Raw genomic sequence first — 17446 nt, 5'->3', positions numbered from 1 at the left:
TTACTTGATCAATATTGTATCGAGCCGGATATCCAATTGGCGCGACAGCCCATCAGCAGATCAATCAGAGATAAGATCAATCAGACATAAAATTGGGGGCGGATCTGATGTGCGATCGCCGCCCCCAATTTTACCCAGCAAATTAAGACCAAACATCTTTAATTTTTGGCTTCAATTTTTGGTTTCAGACAATCGATGCATAATCGTCTCATGGTCTAAACCTTCTGTCACCCAACCTTCCACAGGTTCCAGACGGTCTGGCAAGCCCAAAATAAACCGATTACAATCAGCCCCAAGGGATTCACAAGTGGTTTGCACGCAGGCAAGTTCTCGCCCCGTGAGTTGACTAAAATAGCTAGTTAAAATTCCCGCTTCTAAAAAACAAGCAGGCCCCGACCAGTTCTCGGTTTTTTTGGCAAAAGAAGAATTAGTAATTTTAAAGACCAAAAATCCTTTTTGATAATAATTTTGGTCAAATTCAAATAATCCCCAGCCATGAGTTTTCCAAAATTGTTGCAAACATTGGACAAAAGAAATCATGTCCATTTCGGCAATTGATTTATTATAGTAATCCTGGATTTCTTCGCAGAACCGCACATATAAATTCTTGCCCCACCATTTGCCACAATTAAACAAAACTAAACGGGTGGCGGATCCCGTTTCTTTTTCCAAGCCGCTGTAAATAGCCTCAATCAGGGTATCGGGTAAAGCCAAGAGGCGATCGCCCCGACGATTCTCTAATAATCCTAATTCTAAATCCCCCTTCACATAAACATCCCAGGCAAAATAATTTCCCGAAAGTTTCTCGTTGTCTTCTAACAAATTGGCGATAGAAATCATGCTGGTGCCTCATCACTATTTACTTGAATGAAAATCTTTGTCATTTATCAGGAATTGCCGGTTTCGGTCGGGATAATTAAATCTTTGGCTTTTTGAAAAACCGGCTCTAATAACCTAAGATCGTCTGGAGATAGATGGTTTGTTGATTCCTGCATCAGCAATTCATAAATCTGGACATCAATTTGATAGGTTTCATAAGTTTCTAGGAAACCTTTCACCCAATCCTGTAAACGGTTTTGTAAATAAGAAAGATCGTTGATCAGCATCGCCGTCGCACTATAGCGAACAATCAATAACCAATATTTCAAACACCGTTCTAAGTTTTGTTCGCTCTCATTGGGCAATATCTTGACTAATCCATCGGCGATCGCTTGAAAAATATTCGTTTCTTGTTCTCGCAGTAGTTCATAGGTTTGTAAGCGTCTATTCAAAGATGCCGCATGACGACGATAAAGTTCAATCTCTTTCGGTTCTAGGTATCGCTGTTCAGCCGTTTCTAGTAGGCTCAAAAGCTCTGGATGCATAGCGTTAATTCTTAGGTAGATGTGGACAAATAGTATGTCAGCAATATGTAGGGTGGGCAACCCCCCAGCCCCCCCCTACTACTCAAGCATACTAAAAAGAGTCGAGGAGATCCTCAAGGGTGACATCCTCAAGCGGATCATTTTCTAGCAAATCAAGATTAGCGGAGACTTTTGGTAAAGAACCGATAATAGGAGTTCCTTCCCAGGGAATTAAGCGGAAATATTCTGCCACCAATAAACTTAGTCGAATTTCGGGAACAGTTTCTTGATCGATATTTTCCAGAATTGCTAGGGGTTGACCAGCCCAGTTACATTGGCTAAAAAACTGATCGACTGATAGTTTTAGTAAAGTCCTACCATTGCTCATTTTAATCGATCCCCAGATTGCATTCGTCGTTGAATATCGTTAGCGGTGGCTCCTTCATTTTGCCAAAAAGCAGCCGCATCAATCCGATCTTTGTTGCCGATGAGAAATTTACAGTAAGTTTCGCCCATTGAGTAGCATTGCAGTTCAATGCAGCTTAAGGGTTTTTTCACTAAGCAGCTAAAGAAACCGGCAAATAACCCCGCGTAGATATAACAAACAGGTTTGCCCACATCTCCCAGGGTGCGAGCTACGGCAGAATCAAATAAGTTAATGAACATAAATCCATGTTTGCGATCGCTCAAATCGACTTCCCATCGTCCCCACCCTTGAGAAGTAAAAGGCCACCACCATGTTTCCAATAAAAACATTAAATTTGTCTGGCGCACTTCTCGTTCATATTCTTTTTCAAACCATTCTTTAAAAAAAGCAGCATCTTTGTTGCCCCATTCTTCGCCAATGGTGTACATAATCACCGAAGAAGCAGGACCCACTTCTTCTTCTAATCCTTCCACTAACCCAATAATAAAATCTTCACTGGTCAAAATATTCCGAGACTGATTCCAGTCGGTAATGCTGCCCTGGGCGGCATCAAAATGAAAAAAGTCCTTAAACCCGTAATGATTATGCTTTTTGGGATGTTTGGCTCGGAGAGAATGTGTGAGTTGGGTAGCTGCTTGTTGACCCGTGGAGACGACCATAAGGTTTATACTCCTATTTCCAATTGAATATTTCCAATCAAATTTGCAATCGCCTGAAAAAGCTTGATTAATTGACGGTTGACGGTTAACGGTTAACGGTTAGCGCTTCACTGTTTGCGGTCAAGGGTCAATAGAAAGCTTTAATGTATTATTTTGCACCAATATGTTGTCCATGATGTTGTGGATGATCTAGTCCCCATATCCGATCCCAATATCTTGTCCGAATATTTGTCCGAATATTGACAGAGAAAAAAAGGCTCAAGAAACTGGGCTATGGGCTGTCAATCCGGGAATTGTCCACGACATTTTACCGCCGTTTACTGAATCAATGGGATGATTCTTCCTCATTTGAGACAACCACCACTCATAAAAGATGACCCTTATTTAATTTACTTTATGGCGAATCATGGCACATCGGTTGTCGTTGAAACAAACTTTTAACAATCATTCCTCACTGGCTTTGCCACTGTCTATGACTCGATGGGGGATAAATGGCTACTGTCTTCTCGGCCAGCGCAGAGCTTGATCCGCTGCTAGTTGCCGCGCCACTGCCGCTGCGCCAAAGCGGTTGAGATGACTGGGGTCTTCAAAGTATTCATTGCGGCTGAGATTTCCCTGGGAATAGTCCCGCCAGACAAAGCCGAGCGATCGCGCCTGATTCTGCATATATTGACGAAATTGTTGTTGGCGATAACTGCGGCTACTGTCCAAGTAGTCATTGGTGACGGGCAAGTTGACCACCAACAAGGGAATTCTCCGGGCTTTGGTTAGGGCTACCACCGATCGCAATGCCGCATCTTGACTCCCTCCGAGTTGAAACCGGGCATAGTCCCCATCATAATTTCCCGATACTCGCGGATTTTGTCGATAATAAACCGACGGATTAAATCCAGTAGAGACGGCTCTAAAACCATTGGCATCAATGGCCTCAAACAAAGAACTGCCTGAACCCCCTTGAGCCAAAATTCCTGGCATCATTACCCCTGGGTCATCCCAGGTTTCATGATGGACTACCGGCTGATAACTATAAAGCTGTTTGGCGTGAAAAGTCTCTTCGCTGATAGCGGTAGCGGGCAGTTGCGACCCCAGAGTCGGGCGAGTGCCGGACATTAAGAGTTGATAGCCCGGAGAATTGAGAATCTCGTTGTAGGTGCGATCAAATCGACCATTATTAAATGCTCGCAAGCCATCTGCCCAGATAATCATTCGGGGGAGTTGGTTGGGGGTTAACAATTTGCTCAACATAAAATTGACCACTTGAGCCGTTGCACCATTGACACTAAAGTTAAAAATTCTTAACCCCGGATAGCCCCGGGCAGCTAAGGCTTGCTGTAAGACACTTGGATCGATCCCTTGCAAAGCCCGAGAACTGCCAATTATCGCCACATCGGGAATACCCACGGCAGCAATATAAGACAAGTACAGTTCCAATTGTCTATCGAGGATTTCGCTGCCAAGGGTGGGATAAGATAAGCCAAAATTTCCCGCCGCCCTTCGTTGTGCTTGGGTGAAATTTTCTAAATATTCCACGACTTTTTTCTCGGCAAATACCCGTTTAGGACTATTGGGTGGAACGCTTTGCATCCAAGCCACTGCCTCGATCCAAGCCATTGCTACTTGGTTCCAGTCTGTGGGACTGAAGGCGTTTTGAGCCAGAGTTGCCGCCCTGGTTGCTTGGCCGATCGCTTCTCGAAACGGATCTGCCGGTCTGGAGACAGTCAACAGGTTGAGTGGTTTGGCCGATCGCGCGGCAATGGGCAATCGCATCACCGTCGCCAGAGTCAGGGATAAAGTAGCAGAGGAAATGGCGATCGCCCCTACCAATCGATAGAGGTAGCCGTATTTAGACATAAACCAATTTGAATTACTTGGACTTAATCCGATCGATTTGCTGTTGCAACTCCTCAATTTGCCGCCGCAACCTTTCCGCTTCATCCGATGAAGATTCAGAACGCACTGGCACCGACCCTTGTGCTCCTGCCCGAGCATAATTCCCGGCTCTAATTTGTTGATATTCTCGTGAAACTGCCCACTCTCGCAAATAGCTAAGGCGTTCCACGGGAAACGGATGACTTAACATCATACCTTGTGCCCCGTTGTACAGCAAAAACTTATACAACTGATTCAGATTATCATCGTCAAGTTCCTGATAATTTTCCGACTGTTTAATAAATTCATCTAAGTGACATTCATGGCTAAACTGGTGACTTCCCCCGGCAATTTTCATCATGCTATACATTACTGGATTTAAATCATCCATGACCAACAGGGAAGCGCGATCTGCCGATAATTCGGCTTTGCGTCGCCATTCATAAAACGCGAAAATCAAGCCGCTGCCGATTAAATTGCCTAAGCCCATCGTCATTTCTCCTAGGGTTGAAGCAAAGTTAATCGCCCAAATTGCCATTTGAATTAAAATAGTATGCTCGCATTTAATATGGCCGAGTTCATGGGCAATTACCGAGCGAATTTCTGTTTCATTGAGAATATCTAACAGCCCCGTATTGATCACAATATACGGATGTTCTTTGCCCAAGGAATAGGCATTCACCACCGGATTTTGGCTGACAAACAGAGTCGGTTCTGGGTAAACATCTAAATCCCTGACACATTCCCGAAAAATTCCGTACAAGGTGGGATACTGACGCGGCCCAACTTGGATACTATTGCCCATGTGATAGACAAATTGAGGCCGTTCATAGATAAATTCCACAAATTTGCTGGCTAGGAGTTCAAATCCGGGCAGACTGCGTAAAGCTTCCTCCGCTTCGCGATCGAGGGGATGGCGAAACGCTTCACTCGAAATTCCAGTATAAGTAGGCATAATGACAATCCTTCAGAATCCTTAATGGTTTGGCAAAATCAACTTCAGTCTATATTATTGACAAAAGCTGCGGAAATTGGCACCCCTGACAGTCACCCCTGACAGTCACCCCTGACAGACCCGGAATGACCCGGAATGACTTAACTCGGTTGCCGATAATTCTTCTGCTTCACCTCTATGCAAATTTCAGCACCTCTGCTATAATCAGTGTATGTGTTCATTGCCGGTGTAGCTCAGAGGCCAGAGCATTCGATTCGTAATCGAATGGCCACGGGTTCGACTCCCGTCATCGGCTTAGGTAAAACCCTGATACGGTGAAGGTTTTAGCCACTCTCCAAATTGGTCAGAGTAGTTTTTTAGTGCTTTTTTGGGCTTAAGTGGGATAGCGGTTTTCTTTCTTACAGCGGTTACTTGGTTTCAACCAGGAGATTTTAAGCGAATGGCATAAACAAAGTTTTCTTTCAATTTGTAAACATAATGCTTTCTAATTATTTCCTTAATTCTATAGAAATTAGCCAACCATTTTAGGGTATGCCCGTAAATAATGCTGCGGTGGTTTTGCAGGCTTTCTGGAAATGAGAATAAACCGGGAAAAGTGGCAAAACCCAAATCATTAATCATAAGAATCACAATCGGTTTGGCACTAATGGTGTAAATATTTCTGTTGCGGGCGATCGCCTCTTCACAGGCAGCATAAAATAAGCGTTTGCCAATTCCTTGACCGCGATACGCTTCCCGGACATATAAAACAGCGATTTTTGTCCAATTTTGAGCAAAGTCACTATTTAAACTAACTCCCATGAGATGCCCATTGTCATCTTCCGCAATGCGGATATTTTCCGCTTGCATCCATTCTGAGAATGTATAACCAACAATATAAGGAGTTCCCTGGATTTCTTTGACCAGTAAATTCGCTTCATCAGGGGTGACATTTCGTTGGATAATTTTTACCATTGGTTTATTTTTAATTATTTTATATTATTTTACATTACAGTGGGTATTCTTAGGTTGGGTTTCGTTACAAAAAGCCAACCTACAATTTTAGTAGGGGCGAAGGATTTCGGCAAATAGCTATTGGTTAAAACAATGAATTAACTGCCGGAATGCTTCGCCCAGTGGGTATTCGTAAGTTGGGTTTCGTTCCTCAACCAAACCTACAATTTTCTTTTATAAGGAAAGGGCGAATACAAATAATTAATAATTTAAATTATTAATTATTTGTTAATGGGCAATAATAAAAAAATTAGAGAAAAAAAACATGAATAACCCTAGATAAATGCTAAGATTTGCTTGGCAAATTCTTTTTAAGACATTCCAGGAATTATGTTGGTTTTCAAACTCTTGATAACTGACTTTAAATTTTGACAAACCATGAGAGGTTTCTTGGAAAACTGTTTCATAATGGTAAAATCCCCAAAAGATAATCAGTAAGACGATCGCCACCACAATCACCCCAATCCAAAACCAGGCTTGGGCTGCTTCAGATAAGACATTTTTATGGGCATAAAATTTATTGATACTGATGTGAAACAAAACGACAATAGCTAACCCAGAGAATAAGGACGTATAACGTTTGATTAAGTTAATTAGATCGTAGCAATATTTTTGAAAAATGTCAATGAGATGTTCGCGGATTACCGCATCTTTATGGGCTTTCACCGATGGATTCAATTTGATGTTTAATATTTAGGCTTTGCGATCGCAGTTGCAGCAAATCCTTAATTGCGGCATAACCAGCGCCCGCAAATACCCAGACCGCTAACCCAAAGTTAATTGTTGAATAAGGCAAATATAATAAGTAAGGGATATGATAGGTAAAAAAATTATCTGCGGTTGAAAAAACCACCTGATATTTGTCCTTAAGGGCATTTGGCCCAGTCCAGAGATGGTGATCCAATAATAAACCAGCGATCGCCAATGAAAATAGGCCAATAAATACCCGGAATAAACTAAAAATTCCTATGGGGTCTTTCAGGGGGCGGCGAAAGGCAAAAAACTCTCTTGTTTCTTGAGAAAACTTACTAGCTACCAGATAAATAATGCCGACAATTAATATCATACTTTGAGCCAGTTCCACAATCCAACTTTGTTTGCCAAAGGATGCTAACCAAGGTTCACTTTTGACTAAAACGTAACTGGCTAAAAGAGATAAGGTACTGATTATGGATAAATAAATACCGAGTTTAATGGCAAGTTTGGGCGCGATCGTGTCCCAATCAAGGGGCAGATTATTCTGGTAATAATCCCTGAGGTAATTGACCGCAACTTCTGGGGAAATTGTGGGTGATAAATCTAAGGAAATACCGGAGTTTAACCATTCCTGCCAAGTGGGAGAAAACCCAGCGGGATTTTGAAAAATGACTGGCAACCAACTCACCCCAGGATATTGCTGATGAAAGGCATCTTCTAATACTCCCCTTGCATAACGGACTGAGGCATAAAATGATTCATCATTGGCAAAAGACCAGAGAAATTCTTGCAAAAACTTGGTGGCTACTTCGTCCGGGACTGGTTCGCGCATGACAATGCTTTGGGGTAAGTGCAATTGGGTGAGTTGATTGGCTAATCCCAAGCCATCACAAGAGTTGAAAATTGCCAGTTGTAGCCCGTTTTCGTTAATGGCAATATCTAAGGCATTTTTTAAATCGGCGATCGCCATCCAGTCGGTTTTATTAAGTTTAAATCGGCCAATTTTCCCATGTTCATCACTTTGGGAATGACCGGCAAAAAAGAATATATGCCAGAATTCTTGGCGCAAGAGTTGCCGGAGTTGTTCTGGGGTGGGTTGTTGCAGAATGGTAATTTCCCCTTGGCGATCGCGCAACGCTTCTAAAACTTGTCGATCGATGTCTAGTTGCAGATGGGTAGCATCACCAAAAACTGCCAGAATTTTCACAGTTTTACTGGGGAAAATATCCCGATTCGGTCGCTGATAGCTGCGGGGACTTAAGGCAATATCTGTTTTCTTATAATTTCCCCTGGCAAATATATCCCAAGTATGCCAAGGAATTCGCCGTAAATCAATATCCTCCGTTTCTAGCAAAATCCGAGTTTTTTCTTGGGTATTTTGCAGCAATAAATCCCGAATGTCGCGCCATTGCTTATCCCCATAATTTAGCCATTCATTCAAGCGATCGGTTAATTCTTGGGCAACTTGCGGATTTGGGGACACTACTTGACTAGAAATCGCTTCCAGTCTCGATGTTTTTACGGATTGAAAGTTAGACCGCCATCGATTGAGTAATTCCGGGATGTCTGGGGCTGGTGGAAGGATGCCCGGAATTTGGATCTCGGTTTCCGTTGGCGGGTCATCACCCCGAATTTGCAACAAAGCCCGAAATCCTTGCTCAAAATTGCCCTCTTGCAAAATTAGTATGACTAACTTGGCCATCAGTTTTTCAGACCTGTGAATTTGTGAATTATTTAGATCAAAATTAGATCGTAAAATTTTGGTTAATTATATCATTGTCTAAAGAAATTTTCACTGTAAACGGTTCCCCCTGGTCGCCTCTAAAGTCTAATTGTAAAAAACCGCTGGTGGCATTGGCGATCGCGGTGGTCAAAATCGGGTTTCTTTCTAGATCGAGGAGAGTTAATTCTAAATTTGCGGGCAAATGGTTGGAGGCTGGGGTAGGGTGGACTTGCACGCAAATCCGAGCTTTTGCCTCAGTTTCCTGGGCTAAAGCTATGACTAATACTAGGGAAATTCCGGCGATATTAATCCGCTGTCCCCCGATAATTTCTGCCTGCCAAGCCGATCGCCAACCAAAGGCTAACTGCATTTGAGTGGAACTTAATAATGAGGCGATCGCCTGCCAACCAGCGGAAAAAATATCGGGCCGCCATTGGCTTAAATTTACCGAATCTTCCATCGGCGCGATCGCTGCCACTGCTTCTACTGGTAGCCCGGCAATTTCGGTTAACTCACCCCGATTAAATAGAGATTGAATGCGTTTAAATCCTGCTTCACTGCCAGCAAATTCGATGATAATCGATCCTGCGGTTATATTCATTATATTTTGAGCGTCGTCCCCAGCAATTTCACGAACTACAGTTTGAATTTTTTTGAGTGATTCTGGGGTTAATTCGGCTAAATTACCATAAAGCTTGATTTGCCAGCGAACAATTTTATGATTTCCCTGCTGTTCTATTTCAGCGGTTAATTGATAGTCATAATTTGCTGAGGCAATCGCCGCATCCCGGTTCTCTGGGATAGTCTCTTCATCCCCTCGATGATTTGGGCGATCGCTGGAATATAATGACTTTTTAAACCACTGTTTTTCTAAAATAAAATTCATAATTTTTTATAAATTTTGGCTGGTTAAATCTAAATACAATGATAATTTTTCGGCTTTTGCCCCTGTTTTCACCTGGCGCAGGTCGGTTAATATTTGCAATTCCTCTAAATGGGCGATCGCATCTTGAATTTCTGCTTTCTTTTTCTCACTAGGGTAGGGCATTTTTGTCATTAACTTAACTATATTTGCTTTAGTAGTGTAATGAACCAATAACCGATAGCGATCGCGCTGACCTACTTGCCATTCTACCTGGAGAAGTTCCGGGGAATAATTGCGGCTATCCAGCAAAACTTGCAAAAACCTACTCACCCGTTCCCTGGGAATTTTTCCCCAAGTCAAGTTTTTTCTTTGCGGCATTCTCACCTCCAAATATAACCACAGGTAAATCAACAGGTCAATCATGGGCGAAGGAAGCATCACTGTAAAAAATTCTGGCTTTTAATCCATCTAACTTCTGCGGTCATGCTTCGCCCCTACAGATATATTTACAATGCAGGGGATGATCCCAACAGGTCTAATCATCTGGGAGATCCCATATGAATTTCCGGCATCCCAGAGACGGAACCCTTAAATTATAAGGCTTTATCAGCAATTTTCATCACGATTCTGGGAGTATTGACTTGTTTTTGCCTCCCAATTGATGCTTTTTATTAGCGTTTTTTAGGCAGTAGGCATCATTGTTATGTCATTTTTTAACAAAGTTAAACAACTAGACCTAGGTCCGATCGCATATAAATTGATGCACCCAGAAACTGGGGAAGGATTAACTTATCAGCAAGTGAATCGCGCTTTAAGCCGTTATTTGATGTTTCTGGGTTTAATTTATCTTTATCCTAATGTAGCGATCGCCCCGAACCGAGAAATCGATCACGTTTGGCATCAACATATTTTAGATACCAGCAAATATGCCCAAGATTGTCAAATGTTATTTGGTCGGTTTATCCATCATTTTCCTTATTTTGGCATTCGCGATGAGGGCGATCGACAACAACTCAATGCTGCATTTGCCCAAACAGAAGCATTATTTGAAAAACACTTTGGCATCAACCTCGCTGAAGCCGACTCCAGCAACTCAGAAGACTCTAGCAATGATGCTAAAAAACCGGGAGTTTGCGTGTTAGTAGAACATACCAATGCCATGCGACCATCAGTAGATATTAAAGTAGAAATTAGCGACTTTTTTGGGTAATTTGTTGACATAAATATGCCAGAGTAAGGACACGGCAATGCCGTGTCCTTTGGGCGAAGCATTCGCGCATGAATTTTAACGATTTATCCACAGGATGTAGGCGCGAATGCTTCGCCCCCCTACATTGGTAAAACTCATCACCGTTTTTTCCCTCTTGATCATCCGTTGCCAAATTAATTACCCCATAAATCAACCCATCCGCTGCCAAATTAATTACCCCATCAATCAACCCATCCGTTGCCAACACCCAAAGAATCCCTACCCAAAGAATCCCTACCCAAAGAATCCCTACCCAAAGAATCCCTACCCAAAGAATCCCTACCCAACAACCACTCTAAAATGACAAAAACTCATCCATTTCTGCCACTTCTCGCCGCATCAATAAATGGCGAAAATCTTCCCTAGCTAAAGCAGCCCAATATTTTGCTTCTTGCCAATTTTTTTGGGCTTTTTTCAATAAGGCAAATGCCCGCTTACAAAAAGCCAAACAACGGCGATCGCCATTCTTTTCCACCTCTGGTAAAGCCTCTTTTAACAAAACCTCAGCTTTTGGAAGTAAATTCAGGCTAATGGCAACCAAAGCTAACCAAATTTGGCAAAAAATCATCGCTCGATGCCAACCAGTTTTCCTAGCTTCTTCTGCGGCTTTTTCATATTTGCGCTGGAATAAACTCGGCTTTTTTAAAATGCAGTTCCCCGCGATAGTAAAGAATTTGAATGGGAATTCGGGGATGTCTGGGGTGATTAGGGGGCAGATTTTGGTACAATTTAGTCACTTCACTAAACCATTGATTAGCAGCGCTTTCATTTTGTTGATGAACCTGGAGCACTGCCATGTCTAAGGCTAAATTGATGCTAATGGTTAGTTGATAAGTTTGACATAGTTGCCAAGCCTGGTTTAACAGTTGGGTTGCTTCTTGTCGATCTTCCGGTTGATCTAGTAAAATTAGGGTGCGACTTTTATCCCCGATCGCCTCTACCACCGTCAGCCAATCGGCTCGGTTTTCCGCTGTTTCTCGCCACCAATCCATCCAGCGCAACCGTTCCGACCAATATCCAGCAAAATGGGTATAGCCTTTAAGGTATTGCCAAAATTGACCAAAATCTTCATAGCGATTTGCCATAATTGTCCATTCGATCGCTTCACTTAGATTTTCCCATTCTTGGTCTAATTCTGTAAATTCACTCCATTCTTGTGCATCGGTTTTGCCATACTTTTGGCAATAGTTTAAATACCATTTCACCCAGCGATCGCGGGCAAGTTTCTCGAAGTTGGGATAACTTTGGAGTTCAGTTAATACATAACCCCGCGTCAAGGGCAACATTTGATAGCGTCCTTGATGCAGTTTCACCAGAGATAACTGTTGCAACGGGGCAAAATGATTCAGGTCGGGAACATTCCCTACTGCGCTGACAGCTTCTGGTAAAGCAGGATTGGGAAAAATAGCCAAAGCCATGAGCAGAAAATGGGGCGGTTTTTCCCGCAAAGGAATCACCGAACCCTGGAAACAATAGCGGGCAATTTCTCCGTCGGAGTGATTCAAATTGGCGATCGCTTCAGTGAAATGATAACCGGCACTCAGTTGACCAATAGTATAAACAATTGCCGCCGGAATTCCCCCGGTAGTGGTATAAATGACCTCCGCTTGTTTAGGCGTAACCGGGATATCTTTTTCCTGGGCGTGATGGTTGATTAAATGCAGGCTATCTTTTTTATTAAAACATTCTAGGCGAATCGAAACATCTAATAAAGCTTGTTGACGGCTAGTAATCAATACTTTTACCGTAGGGGGCGCTTCAAGTAAAAAAGAACGCACATCATTTAAATCTGCCGCTGTTTCCAGATTATCGATCATTAATAAAGTGCGTTGATAAGATAAGCAATCCAGAATTTCCTCCAGTTGGCGATCGCTATCTCCCATCAGTAGATCGTGACGTTGCAAAGTACGGGCGATCGTGCGGAAAATTTCTGACTATTCTCTTTTTTTAACCGAGGTAAAATACCCGTACTCGTGAGTCGGTGGGGTTTCGCCGAAGTAAAAATCATCGCGTCAAAATTCGGCGATTCTGCTGACTCTAAAAAAGCATAAGCCGCTTCCACAATTAACGTAGTTTTGCCTGCCCCACCAATTCCTTCAACGCTAATGCGATGGATGCGACTATCCCAAGATAAGAGTTTCAGCAAGCGATTCAATTGTTTTTCGTGACCGATAAAAGTAGTGTGATCGCGGGTGGGGAGGTTTTGGTAAATCCGTTGTGGAGGGAAAAAATTTCCCATCGCCCTTTGTCCCCCTCTTAATAATAGGAGTTGGGGTAATAGGGGTTGGGTGAATCCTGTAGTCATGGGTTGGTTTCCCTTCCCTGGGTTTCCTCTGTCGTCGGGTTGGGAGTATCCATCCGAGGTAAATTCCCCAGGATATTCTCTGAGCAAAGCTTGTCGCAGTTTTGGTAGTATTTCTTTTTTTAGAATGGTTTTCGTATTTGCATCCACGACCCCCACTTTTTTCAAAGCAGCAGTTAATTTTCTCCGCAATTTGGGAGAAATTGTTTGCCTGAGATAATCGGGGGTGAATTTGATGGATTTATCGCTAGTTATTTGTTCATAACTGCGATCGCTGATGATGCCTTGGAGGGTGATCTTCTCTAAATCAGAGAAAATTTCATTAGTCGTTCGTTCGAGTAACTGTTGGGCAAAGGCGAAAAGTTCTTGCACTTCTTCTTGATTCATGGGTCAAAAAAATTAAACGGTTTGCGGTTGATAGCTGACAGTTGATGGGGGTGCAACGAAGATACAAATATAGAATGCACCCATTGACGGTTATTTTTTGTCCTTGGTCATTGGTCATAAGTCCTTTGTCTGTATTTAAATCTACAAAAATGTTAAACATTAAAAAATATTTATGCAACTGGGATTTGGTTGGCGATGAAAGGGTTTGCTAAGGGCTACCCTAGCAAGTTAAATACATTCAGAACCCAGGGCGGAAATATCTCCGTATTTTTGCGGAGATATTCAATGTTTTTGCCTGAAAATAAACTTTACAAAAGTTTACAAAAGTTACCGTTAGCGACATTTTGCGACATGGGAAAAATGTCGCAAATTTTTCGAGCGGCAAGGCCAAAAGAGGCGATCGCCGCTTCAGTCCTAGGCTACACAAAGGATTTAGGCTAAGGCTGATGATAATTATACCGCAATTGTCCACCAAAAATTAGATAAATTTAGTAATGATTTTCATCGACATTTTTAATGGTTATTTAAAGTGTTGGTAAAATGTCGAAAAATGTCGAAAAATGTCGCAAAATGTCGCAATACATGGGTCTTGACAGTTGATTTTTAGATCGGTTAACATCGGTGTTAAGAAATTAAAAAGTTAATCAGCGGTCGATTAAAACACGACACAAGCAAAGGGGCTTTACCAAAAATTTGACTCATGGCTTTACCGGGGAATTATCTATTTAGGGAATTGAAGGTCAGCCTTGGCAATTTTTCGGTTAATTCTTTTCGTTACTGTAAGACAGTTTTTCCGTATTTTTAAGTCAGAACCAGGGAACGAGTTTAAGTCGAAAAATGCGATGGGCGATCGTTGTGCTGTAATTTCTGTAATTAAGGAGTTTTTTATGTGAAAATCAAGCAAAAATTCATAAACCGTACAATAGCGGGAACTGTCACTATCTTGGCCATATTGGGGAGCATTCCCGAAGTGATTCAAGCAAAAAATGCTTGGTCAAGTTATAGCAATACATCAGAAAATATCGGTTTAGATATTCGCCTTAAACAACGAGGCCAAATTCGACCCGAAACAAGTCAGAGAGTTGTTCAAACAAAACGGCAAAATATGGGAGGAGGGTATAGTGAAGTAGAAGCCACTCTCTATCGCGATGGATCGTTGAGGATTCAAGGTTCCGCGATTGCTACGGAGCGAACACAAGGTGTTCGCGCTACAGTTAATGTAGTTGGATATGACAGAAGAGGAAATACATTATTTGTCTCACAACCCTTGGATATACCTACAGCTTGCGGAAAATGGGATCCAAGTTGTTCTTCACGTGCCAGCGGTCTGAGCAATCAGAACATCTCTCCTGAAATAGCCAAGTATATAAGTCATCTTCACCTAGAGTTTTCTGAGCGTCAAGGTCCTGATATTTTTCAAAGAACCACGCAATTGATTCGCCAGACTTGTACCAGCTACAATTATCTGCCTGTTGCCGCTCGGGCTGCTATAGCTTATCAAACCGGCTTTCCAGGATGTAATTTTTAGATAAAACCAAATGTAATAACGTGACAATTATCCTTACCCACTGCCTTCGGATAAGGATATAACGAAAGAGAGATCGCCCCTCACACCTAAATTAATCCAAAGGGCGATCGCCTTTTTTTACCAGGGTTCATTTGGTGCGTTACGGCGGCGCAATTGAAGGTTATTTGTGGTTAGAAAAAATTTTCGCGCCGCCTAACACACCCTACCAATGATGGGCGATCGCATCTTCGGATTTCTTATATTATAATTGTCCATGAGCGCAACTCACAATACTCACAATATCATAAATTAACCAAAAGATGAAATTAACTAAAGGTTTGAGACTATTTTACCAAATTAGTATTGCCTCTATCCTCATATTGTCTACCTCTTCTTGCTTTGATTTAGGAAAGGTAGACAATACCTTAGCTGAGTTCGATCGAGCCATTAATCGCTTAGAGAACGAATCGGCCAATTGGCGTCAGGTGGTTAAAGACTTGGAAAGTTCAACTAAAGAAACTATTAGCTATGAATTAGAAAACTTTGCTGAAACTACCATAAATACTGCGGGAGCAGAAATGCGATGTAATGCTACTTTTGTCAATGACTATGTTGGCTATGAACTTCAGAAAAAAATTCTCAAAAAAAGAAACGAGTTAGCCCAAAAAATTGGAGCATCTCCCCGAACCATACCCGCCCCCCTACCTGTGATTTGTAATGATCCAAAACAAATAATCTTAAAAGGAAACCAACCCCAAACTTCATCGGTTGAGTTATATGGCTATTACCTGAATCCTAACGAGTTTCAAATTATTGCAGAGTTGAATGAACAAGCAGCCCGAAAAGCTAAGATAGAAAATCCTAGTTCTCCTAGAGTTATCAAGAAAAGGTTAGCTGGGGGTCAATTTAAGGTGTCTCTAAATTTAGGAGAGAATGGAATTTCCGGTGATTTACTCCAAATAATCGATCGCATTATTCTGAAAAGCCAGAATCAGGAAATATATATCCTTCATGTAATTCATACCCGTGCAGAACGCACCAAAGCAAAAGTTACAGTAAATTTCAAATCCGTTTATCTTGAGGATGATGCCGATCCGGCTGGGTCAGCGGAAGTGGATTTCACTTTTCGGGTCAACGGTCAGACAAAAACTTGGCGAAACTCTAATGCCAATAGCGGGAGGACTTATTCAGTTAATAAACAATTTCAGGTAACTTTATCCAAAGAAGAAAATCTGAGTATTTATGTCAATGGTGTGGATGAAGATGGCGGGTGGATGGACGAAGACGATCCATTAGGACAAGTTACAGAAACTTTTTCCGCTAGTAGAAACTGGGGATTGGGGAGTCACAATCTGAGAAGTAATTGCCCCGATGGATGTTATTACGTTAACTTTGATGTAAATGTTGACTGGATTGATTGAACGGAGGAGCGATCGCTTTTTTGTGGGGGCGATCGCTTTTCTTAGGGAGACAGAAACCGGGGCAGAAACCGGGTTTCTATAGAAATCTCGGCCTGGATACCAAAATTATCGGAGAAACCCGGTTTCTGTTTCTCTCACTGGTTAAGATCCAGTATTTTCCGCTGATTTATCAGCAACCTGCTGCACCAATTTTATATCCAAATTTAACGCCTGGGCAACTTGTTCTACACTTAAACCCACTGCCAATAAACTAGGCACAGATTCCAGTTTACCCTCTTCTTTACCTTCTTCTTTCCCTTGTTGGTAAACTCTTGTTTGTTTTAAATCACTTAAGCTAAACATTGCTTGGATTTCCTCCTTGGTTAATTCAGTAAACTTATAAATCAACACCGTTTCTACTAATTCTACAACTTTTGCCTTCAACCCTGCATCACTCAGTTGGTTCGCTTGCTGCATAGCTTGGGCGGTCAGGGGTTTGGCTGTCTCTTTATCTCCCACCACCAACTGCACAATACTCAGTCCCAGGGAGGGTGACTCTGACAGGGTAAGTTCATCTAAATAGACAAGTTTCAATTGCTGACTCATCAGCAAACCCCGATATTGCACCGGCACTTCTGGGGCAATTCTCTGAGAGGCAAATACCGCGATCGCACACCAATCTTGAGTGGGTTGATATTGACCCAGATACACAAATATTTCCGTAAAAAAGCGCCAGTAAAAGTCGGATTTTTCCTGAAACTGCACTTCCACGAAATAAATGGGTAAATCCGCATCTGCCGCTGGCAAAAATATGCCATCAAACCGGCGAGCCAGTTCTTTAATTTCCCTAGAGGAGAATTCATAGTTACTGGCGGATTTTGGGTCAGCCCCAATCAGTTCAAATACCAGACTAGGAAATGTCTGAAATAATTGATAAAATATCGTATCAGTTCTCATTGATTAATTTGAGTAATTCCTGATTTAAATTATACCATAATCACAGAAACCGGGTTTATATAGATATATCGGGCTAGAACCCAAAACGCCGCAACCCGGTTTCTGTTTCTCTCA

At 42.1% G+C, this 17446-nt stretch carries 20 protein-coding genes and 1 tRNA gene; 5 read left to right on the top strand and 16 right to left on the bottom strand.

Annotated features, from left to right (window positions below):
• Positions 1-171 precede the first annotated feature (171 nt).
• The 6 genes from AM228_RS12690 to AM228_RS12665 all read right to left on the bottom strand — a co-directional run bounded on the left by AM228_RS12690 (position 172) and on the right by AM228_RS12665 (position 5253).
• Positions 172-840, bottom strand: a complete 669-nt coding sequence (locus AM228_RS12690; protein WP_054466483.1) for a V4R domain-containing protein — start codon at positions 838-840, stop codon at positions 172-174.
• A gap of 47 nt (positions 841-887) precedes the next feature.
• A complete protein-coding gene (locus AM228_RS12685; RefSeq protein ID WP_054466482.1) occupies positions 888-1364 on the bottom strand; it encodes a hypothetical protein in 477 nt (158 codons plus the stop codon).
• 91 nt (positions 1365-1455) lie between these two features.
• Positions 1456-1731 (bottom strand): hypothetical protein, encoded by a 276-nt coding sequence (locus tag AM228_RS12680; RefSeq protein ID WP_054466481.1) that lies wholly within the window; start codon positions 1729-1731, stop codon positions 1456-1458.
• Complete coding sequence (locus AM228_RS12675) at positions 1728-2429, bottom strand: V4R domain-containing protein (protein ID WP_054466480.1); 702 nt, start codon at positions 2427-2429, stop codon at positions 1728-1730. The genes AM228_RS12680 and AM228_RS12675 overlap by 4 nt, the downstream gene beginning before the upstream one ends.
• A 495-nt stretch (positions 2430-2924) precedes the next feature.
• Positions 2925-4280, bottom strand: a complete 1356-nt coding sequence (locus AM228_RS12670) for a hypothetical protein (RefSeq protein ID WP_054466479.1) — start codon at positions 4278-4280, stop codon at positions 2925-2927.
• Between the two features lie 13 nt (positions 4281-4293).
• Positions 4294-5253: a M48 family metallopeptidase gene (locus AM228_RS12665; RefSeq protein WP_054466478.1), complete on the bottom strand. Its 960-nt coding sequence runs from the start codon at positions 5251-5253 to the stop codon at positions 4294-4296.
• A gap of 222 nt (positions 5254-5475) precedes the next feature.
• Here AM228_RS12665 and AM228_RS12660 point away from each other — a divergent pair.
• Positions 5476-5548: transfer RNA gene (locus AM228_RS12660), tRNA-Thr, on the top strand.
• A gap of 122 nt (positions 5549-5670) precedes the next feature.
• On the opposite strand, the gene AM228_RS12655 is transcribed toward AM228_RS12660, so the two are convergent.
• From AM228_RS12655 to AM228_RS12635, 5 genes are all read right to left on the bottom strand, one after another.
• Positions 5671-6207, bottom strand: coding sequence for a GNAT family N-acetyltransferase (locus AM228_RS12655; protein ID WP_054466477.1), 537 nt, complete (start codon positions 6205-6207; stop codon positions 5671-5673).
• Positions 6208-6474: 267 nt separating this feature from the next.
• The gene (locus tag AM228_RS12650) at positions 6475-6924 is read right to left on the bottom strand and encodes a hypothetical protein (protein ID WP_156331731.1); all 450 of its coding nucleotides are present in this window, start codon (positions 6922-6924) and stop codon (positions 6475-6477) included.
• Entirely contained in the window at positions 6899-8644 is a 1746-nt protein-coding gene (locus AM228_RS12645) for a CHAT domain-containing protein (RefSeq protein ID WP_054466475.1), read from the bottom strand. The genes AM228_RS12650 and AM228_RS12645 overlap by 26 nt, the downstream gene beginning before the upstream one ends.
• A gap of 43 nt (positions 8645-8687) precedes the next feature.
• Complete coding sequence (locus AM228_RS12640) at positions 8688-9551, bottom strand: DUF1822 family protein (RefSeq protein WP_054466474.1); 864 nt, start codon at positions 9549-9551, stop codon at positions 8688-8690.
• Positions 9552-9557: 6 nt separating this feature from the next.
• Positions 9558-9968 (bottom strand): hypothetical protein, encoded by a 411-nt coding sequence (locus AM228_RS12635; RefSeq protein ID WP_156331730.1) that lies wholly within the window; start codon positions 9966-9968, stop codon positions 9558-9560.
• Positions 9969-10233: 265 nt separating this feature from the next.
• Here AM228_RS12635 and AM228_RS12630 point away from each other — a divergent pair, with 265 nt between their 5' ends.
• The gene (locus AM228_RS12630; RefSeq protein WP_054466472.1) at positions 10234-10740 is read left to right on the top strand and encodes a hypothetical protein; all 507 of its coding nucleotides are present in this window, start codon (positions 10234-10236) and stop codon (positions 10738-10740) included.
• Here the strand turns inward: AM228_RS12630 and AM228_RS12625 are convergent.
• The 4 genes from AM228_RS12625 to AM228_RS12610 form a co-directional block, all read right to left on the bottom strand.
• On the bottom strand, positions 10721-10987 hold the full coding sequence (locus tag AM228_RS12625; RefSeq protein ID WP_054466471.1) for a hypothetical protein: 267 nt from the start codon (positions 10985-10987) through the stop codon (positions 10721-10723). The genes AM228_RS12630 and AM228_RS12625 overlap by 20 nt on opposite strands.
• 87 nt (positions 10988-11074) lie before the next feature.
• Positions 11075-11347, bottom strand: coding sequence for a hypothetical protein (locus tag AM228_RS12620; protein WP_054466470.1), 273 nt, complete (start codon positions 11345-11347; stop codon positions 11075-11077).
• Positions 11348-11390: 43 nt separating this feature from the next.
• The gene (locus tag AM228_RS12615) at positions 11391-12683 is read right to left on the bottom strand and encodes an NB-ARC domain-containing protein (protein WP_072160756.1); all 1293 of its coding nucleotides are present in this window, start codon (positions 12681-12683) and stop codon (positions 11391-11393) included.
• Positions 12662-13468, bottom strand: a complete 807-nt coding sequence (locus AM228_RS12610) for a hypothetical protein (RefSeq protein ID WP_054466468.1) — start codon at positions 13466-13468, stop codon at positions 12662-12664. The genes AM228_RS12615 and AM228_RS12610 overlap by 22 nt, the downstream gene beginning before the upstream one ends.
• Before the next feature lie 285 nt (positions 13469-13753).
• Between AM228_RS12610 and AM228_RS32485 the strand changes: the two genes are divergently transcribed.
• From AM228_RS32485 to AM228_RS12595, 3 genes are all read left to right on the top strand, one after another.
• Complete coding sequence (locus tag AM228_RS32485) at positions 13754-13909, top strand: hypothetical protein (RefSeq protein ID WP_156331729.1); 156 nt, start codon at positions 13754-13756, stop codon at positions 13907-13909.
• A 448-nt stretch (positions 13910-14357) separates the two neighbouring features.
• Positions 14358-14996, top strand: a complete 639-nt coding sequence (locus tag AM228_RS12600; protein ID WP_156331728.1) for a hypothetical protein — start codon at positions 14358-14360, stop codon at positions 14994-14996.
• A 299-nt stretch (positions 14997-15295) separates the two neighbouring features.
• The gene (locus AM228_RS12595; protein WP_054466465.1) at positions 15296-16396 is read left to right on the top strand and encodes a hypothetical protein; all 1101 of its coding nucleotides are present in this window, start codon (positions 15296-15298) and stop codon (positions 16394-16396) included.
• A 141-nt stretch (positions 16397-16537) separates the two neighbouring features.
• On the opposite strand, the gene AM228_RS12590 is transcribed toward AM228_RS12595, so the two are convergent.
• Positions 16538-17332 carry an Rpn family recombination-promoting nuclease/putative transposase gene (locus AM228_RS12590; protein WP_054466464.1) on the bottom strand — a complete coding sequence of 265 codons (795 nt, stop codon included), beginning with the start codon at positions 17330-17332 and terminating at the stop codon, positions 16538-16540.
• Between the last annotated feature and the right edge of the window lie 114 nt (positions 17333-17446).

It is taken from the genome of Planktothricoides sp. SR001, assembly GCF_001276715.1.
Classification (GTDB): Bacteria; Cyanobacteriota; Cyanobacteriia; order Cyanobacteriales; family Laspinemataceae; genus Planktothricoides; species Planktothricoides raciborskii.
The sequence above is the reverse complement of the archived record's forward strand: the minus strand, read 5'-3'. Positions and strand labels throughout refer to the sequence as shown.

What these genes read in the sequence shown, in the direction of transcription:
- AM228_RS12690 (WP_054466483.1), bottom strand. Translation starts at nt 840, where the DNA reads ATGATTTCTATCGCCAATTTGTTAGAAGACAACGAGAAACTTTCGGGA.
- AM228_RS12685 (WP_054466482.1), bottom strand. Translation starts at nt 1,364, where the DNA reads ATGCATCCAGAGCTTTTGAGCCTACTAGAAACGGCTGAACAGCGATAC.
- AM228_RS12680 (WP_054466481.1), bottom strand. Translation starts at nt 1,731, where the DNA reads ATGAGCAATGGTAGGACTTTACTAAAACTATCAGTCGATCAGTTTTTT.
- AM228_RS12675 (WP_054466480.1), bottom strand. Translation starts at nt 2,429, where the DNA reads ATGGTCGTCTCCACGGGTCAACAAGCAGCTACCCAACTCACACATTCT.
- AM228_RS12670 (WP_054466479.1), bottom strand. Translation starts at nt 4,280, where the DNA reads ATGTCTAAATACGGCTACCTCTATCGATTGGTAGGGGCGATCGCCATT.
- AM228_RS12665 (WP_054466478.1), bottom strand. Translation starts at nt 5,253, where the DNA reads ATGCCTACTTATACTGGAATTTCGAGTGAAGCGTTTCGCCATCCCCTC.
- AM228_RS12655 (WP_054466477.1), bottom strand. Translation starts at nt 6,207, where the DNA reads ATGGTAAAAATTATCCAACGAAATGTCACCCCTGATGAAGCGAATTTA.
- AM228_RS12645 (WP_054466475.1), bottom strand. Translation starts at nt 8,644, where the DNA reads ATGGCCAAGTTAGTCATACTAATTTTGCAAGAGGGCAATTTTGAGCAA.
- AM228_RS12640 (WP_054466474.1), bottom strand. Translation starts at nt 9,551, where the DNA reads ATGAATTTTATTTTAGAAAAACAGTGGTTTAAAAAGTCATTATATTCC.
- AM228_RS12635 (WP_156331730.1), bottom strand. Translation starts at nt 9,968, where the DNA reads ATGCTTCCTTCGCCCATGATTGACCTGTTGATTTACCTGTGGTTATAT.
- AM228_RS12630 (WP_054466472.1), top strand. Translation starts at nt 10,234, where the DNA reads ATGTCATTTTTTAACAAAGTTAAACAACTAGACCTAGGTCCGATCGCA.
- AM228_RS12620 (WP_054466470.1), bottom strand. Translation starts at nt 11,347, where the DNA reads ATGATTTTTTGCCAAATTTGGTTAGCTTTGGTTGCCATTAGCCTGAAT.
- AM228_RS12610 (WP_054466468.1), bottom strand. Translation starts at nt 13,468, where the DNA reads ATGAATCAAGAAGAAGTGCAAGAACTTTTCGCCTTTGCCCAACAGTTA.
- AM228_RS32485 (WP_156331729.1), top strand. Translation starts at nt 13,754, where the DNA reads ATGTTTTTGCCTGAAAATAAACTTTACAAAAGTTTACAAAAGTTACCG.
- AM228_RS12595 (WP_054466465.1), top strand. Translation starts at nt 15,296, where the DNA reads ATGAAATTAACTAAAGGTTTGAGACTATTTTACCAAATTAGTATTGCC.
- AM228_RS12590 (WP_054466464.1), bottom strand. Translation starts at nt 17,332, where the DNA reads ATGAGAACTGATACGATATTTTATCAATTATTTCAGACATTTCCTAGT.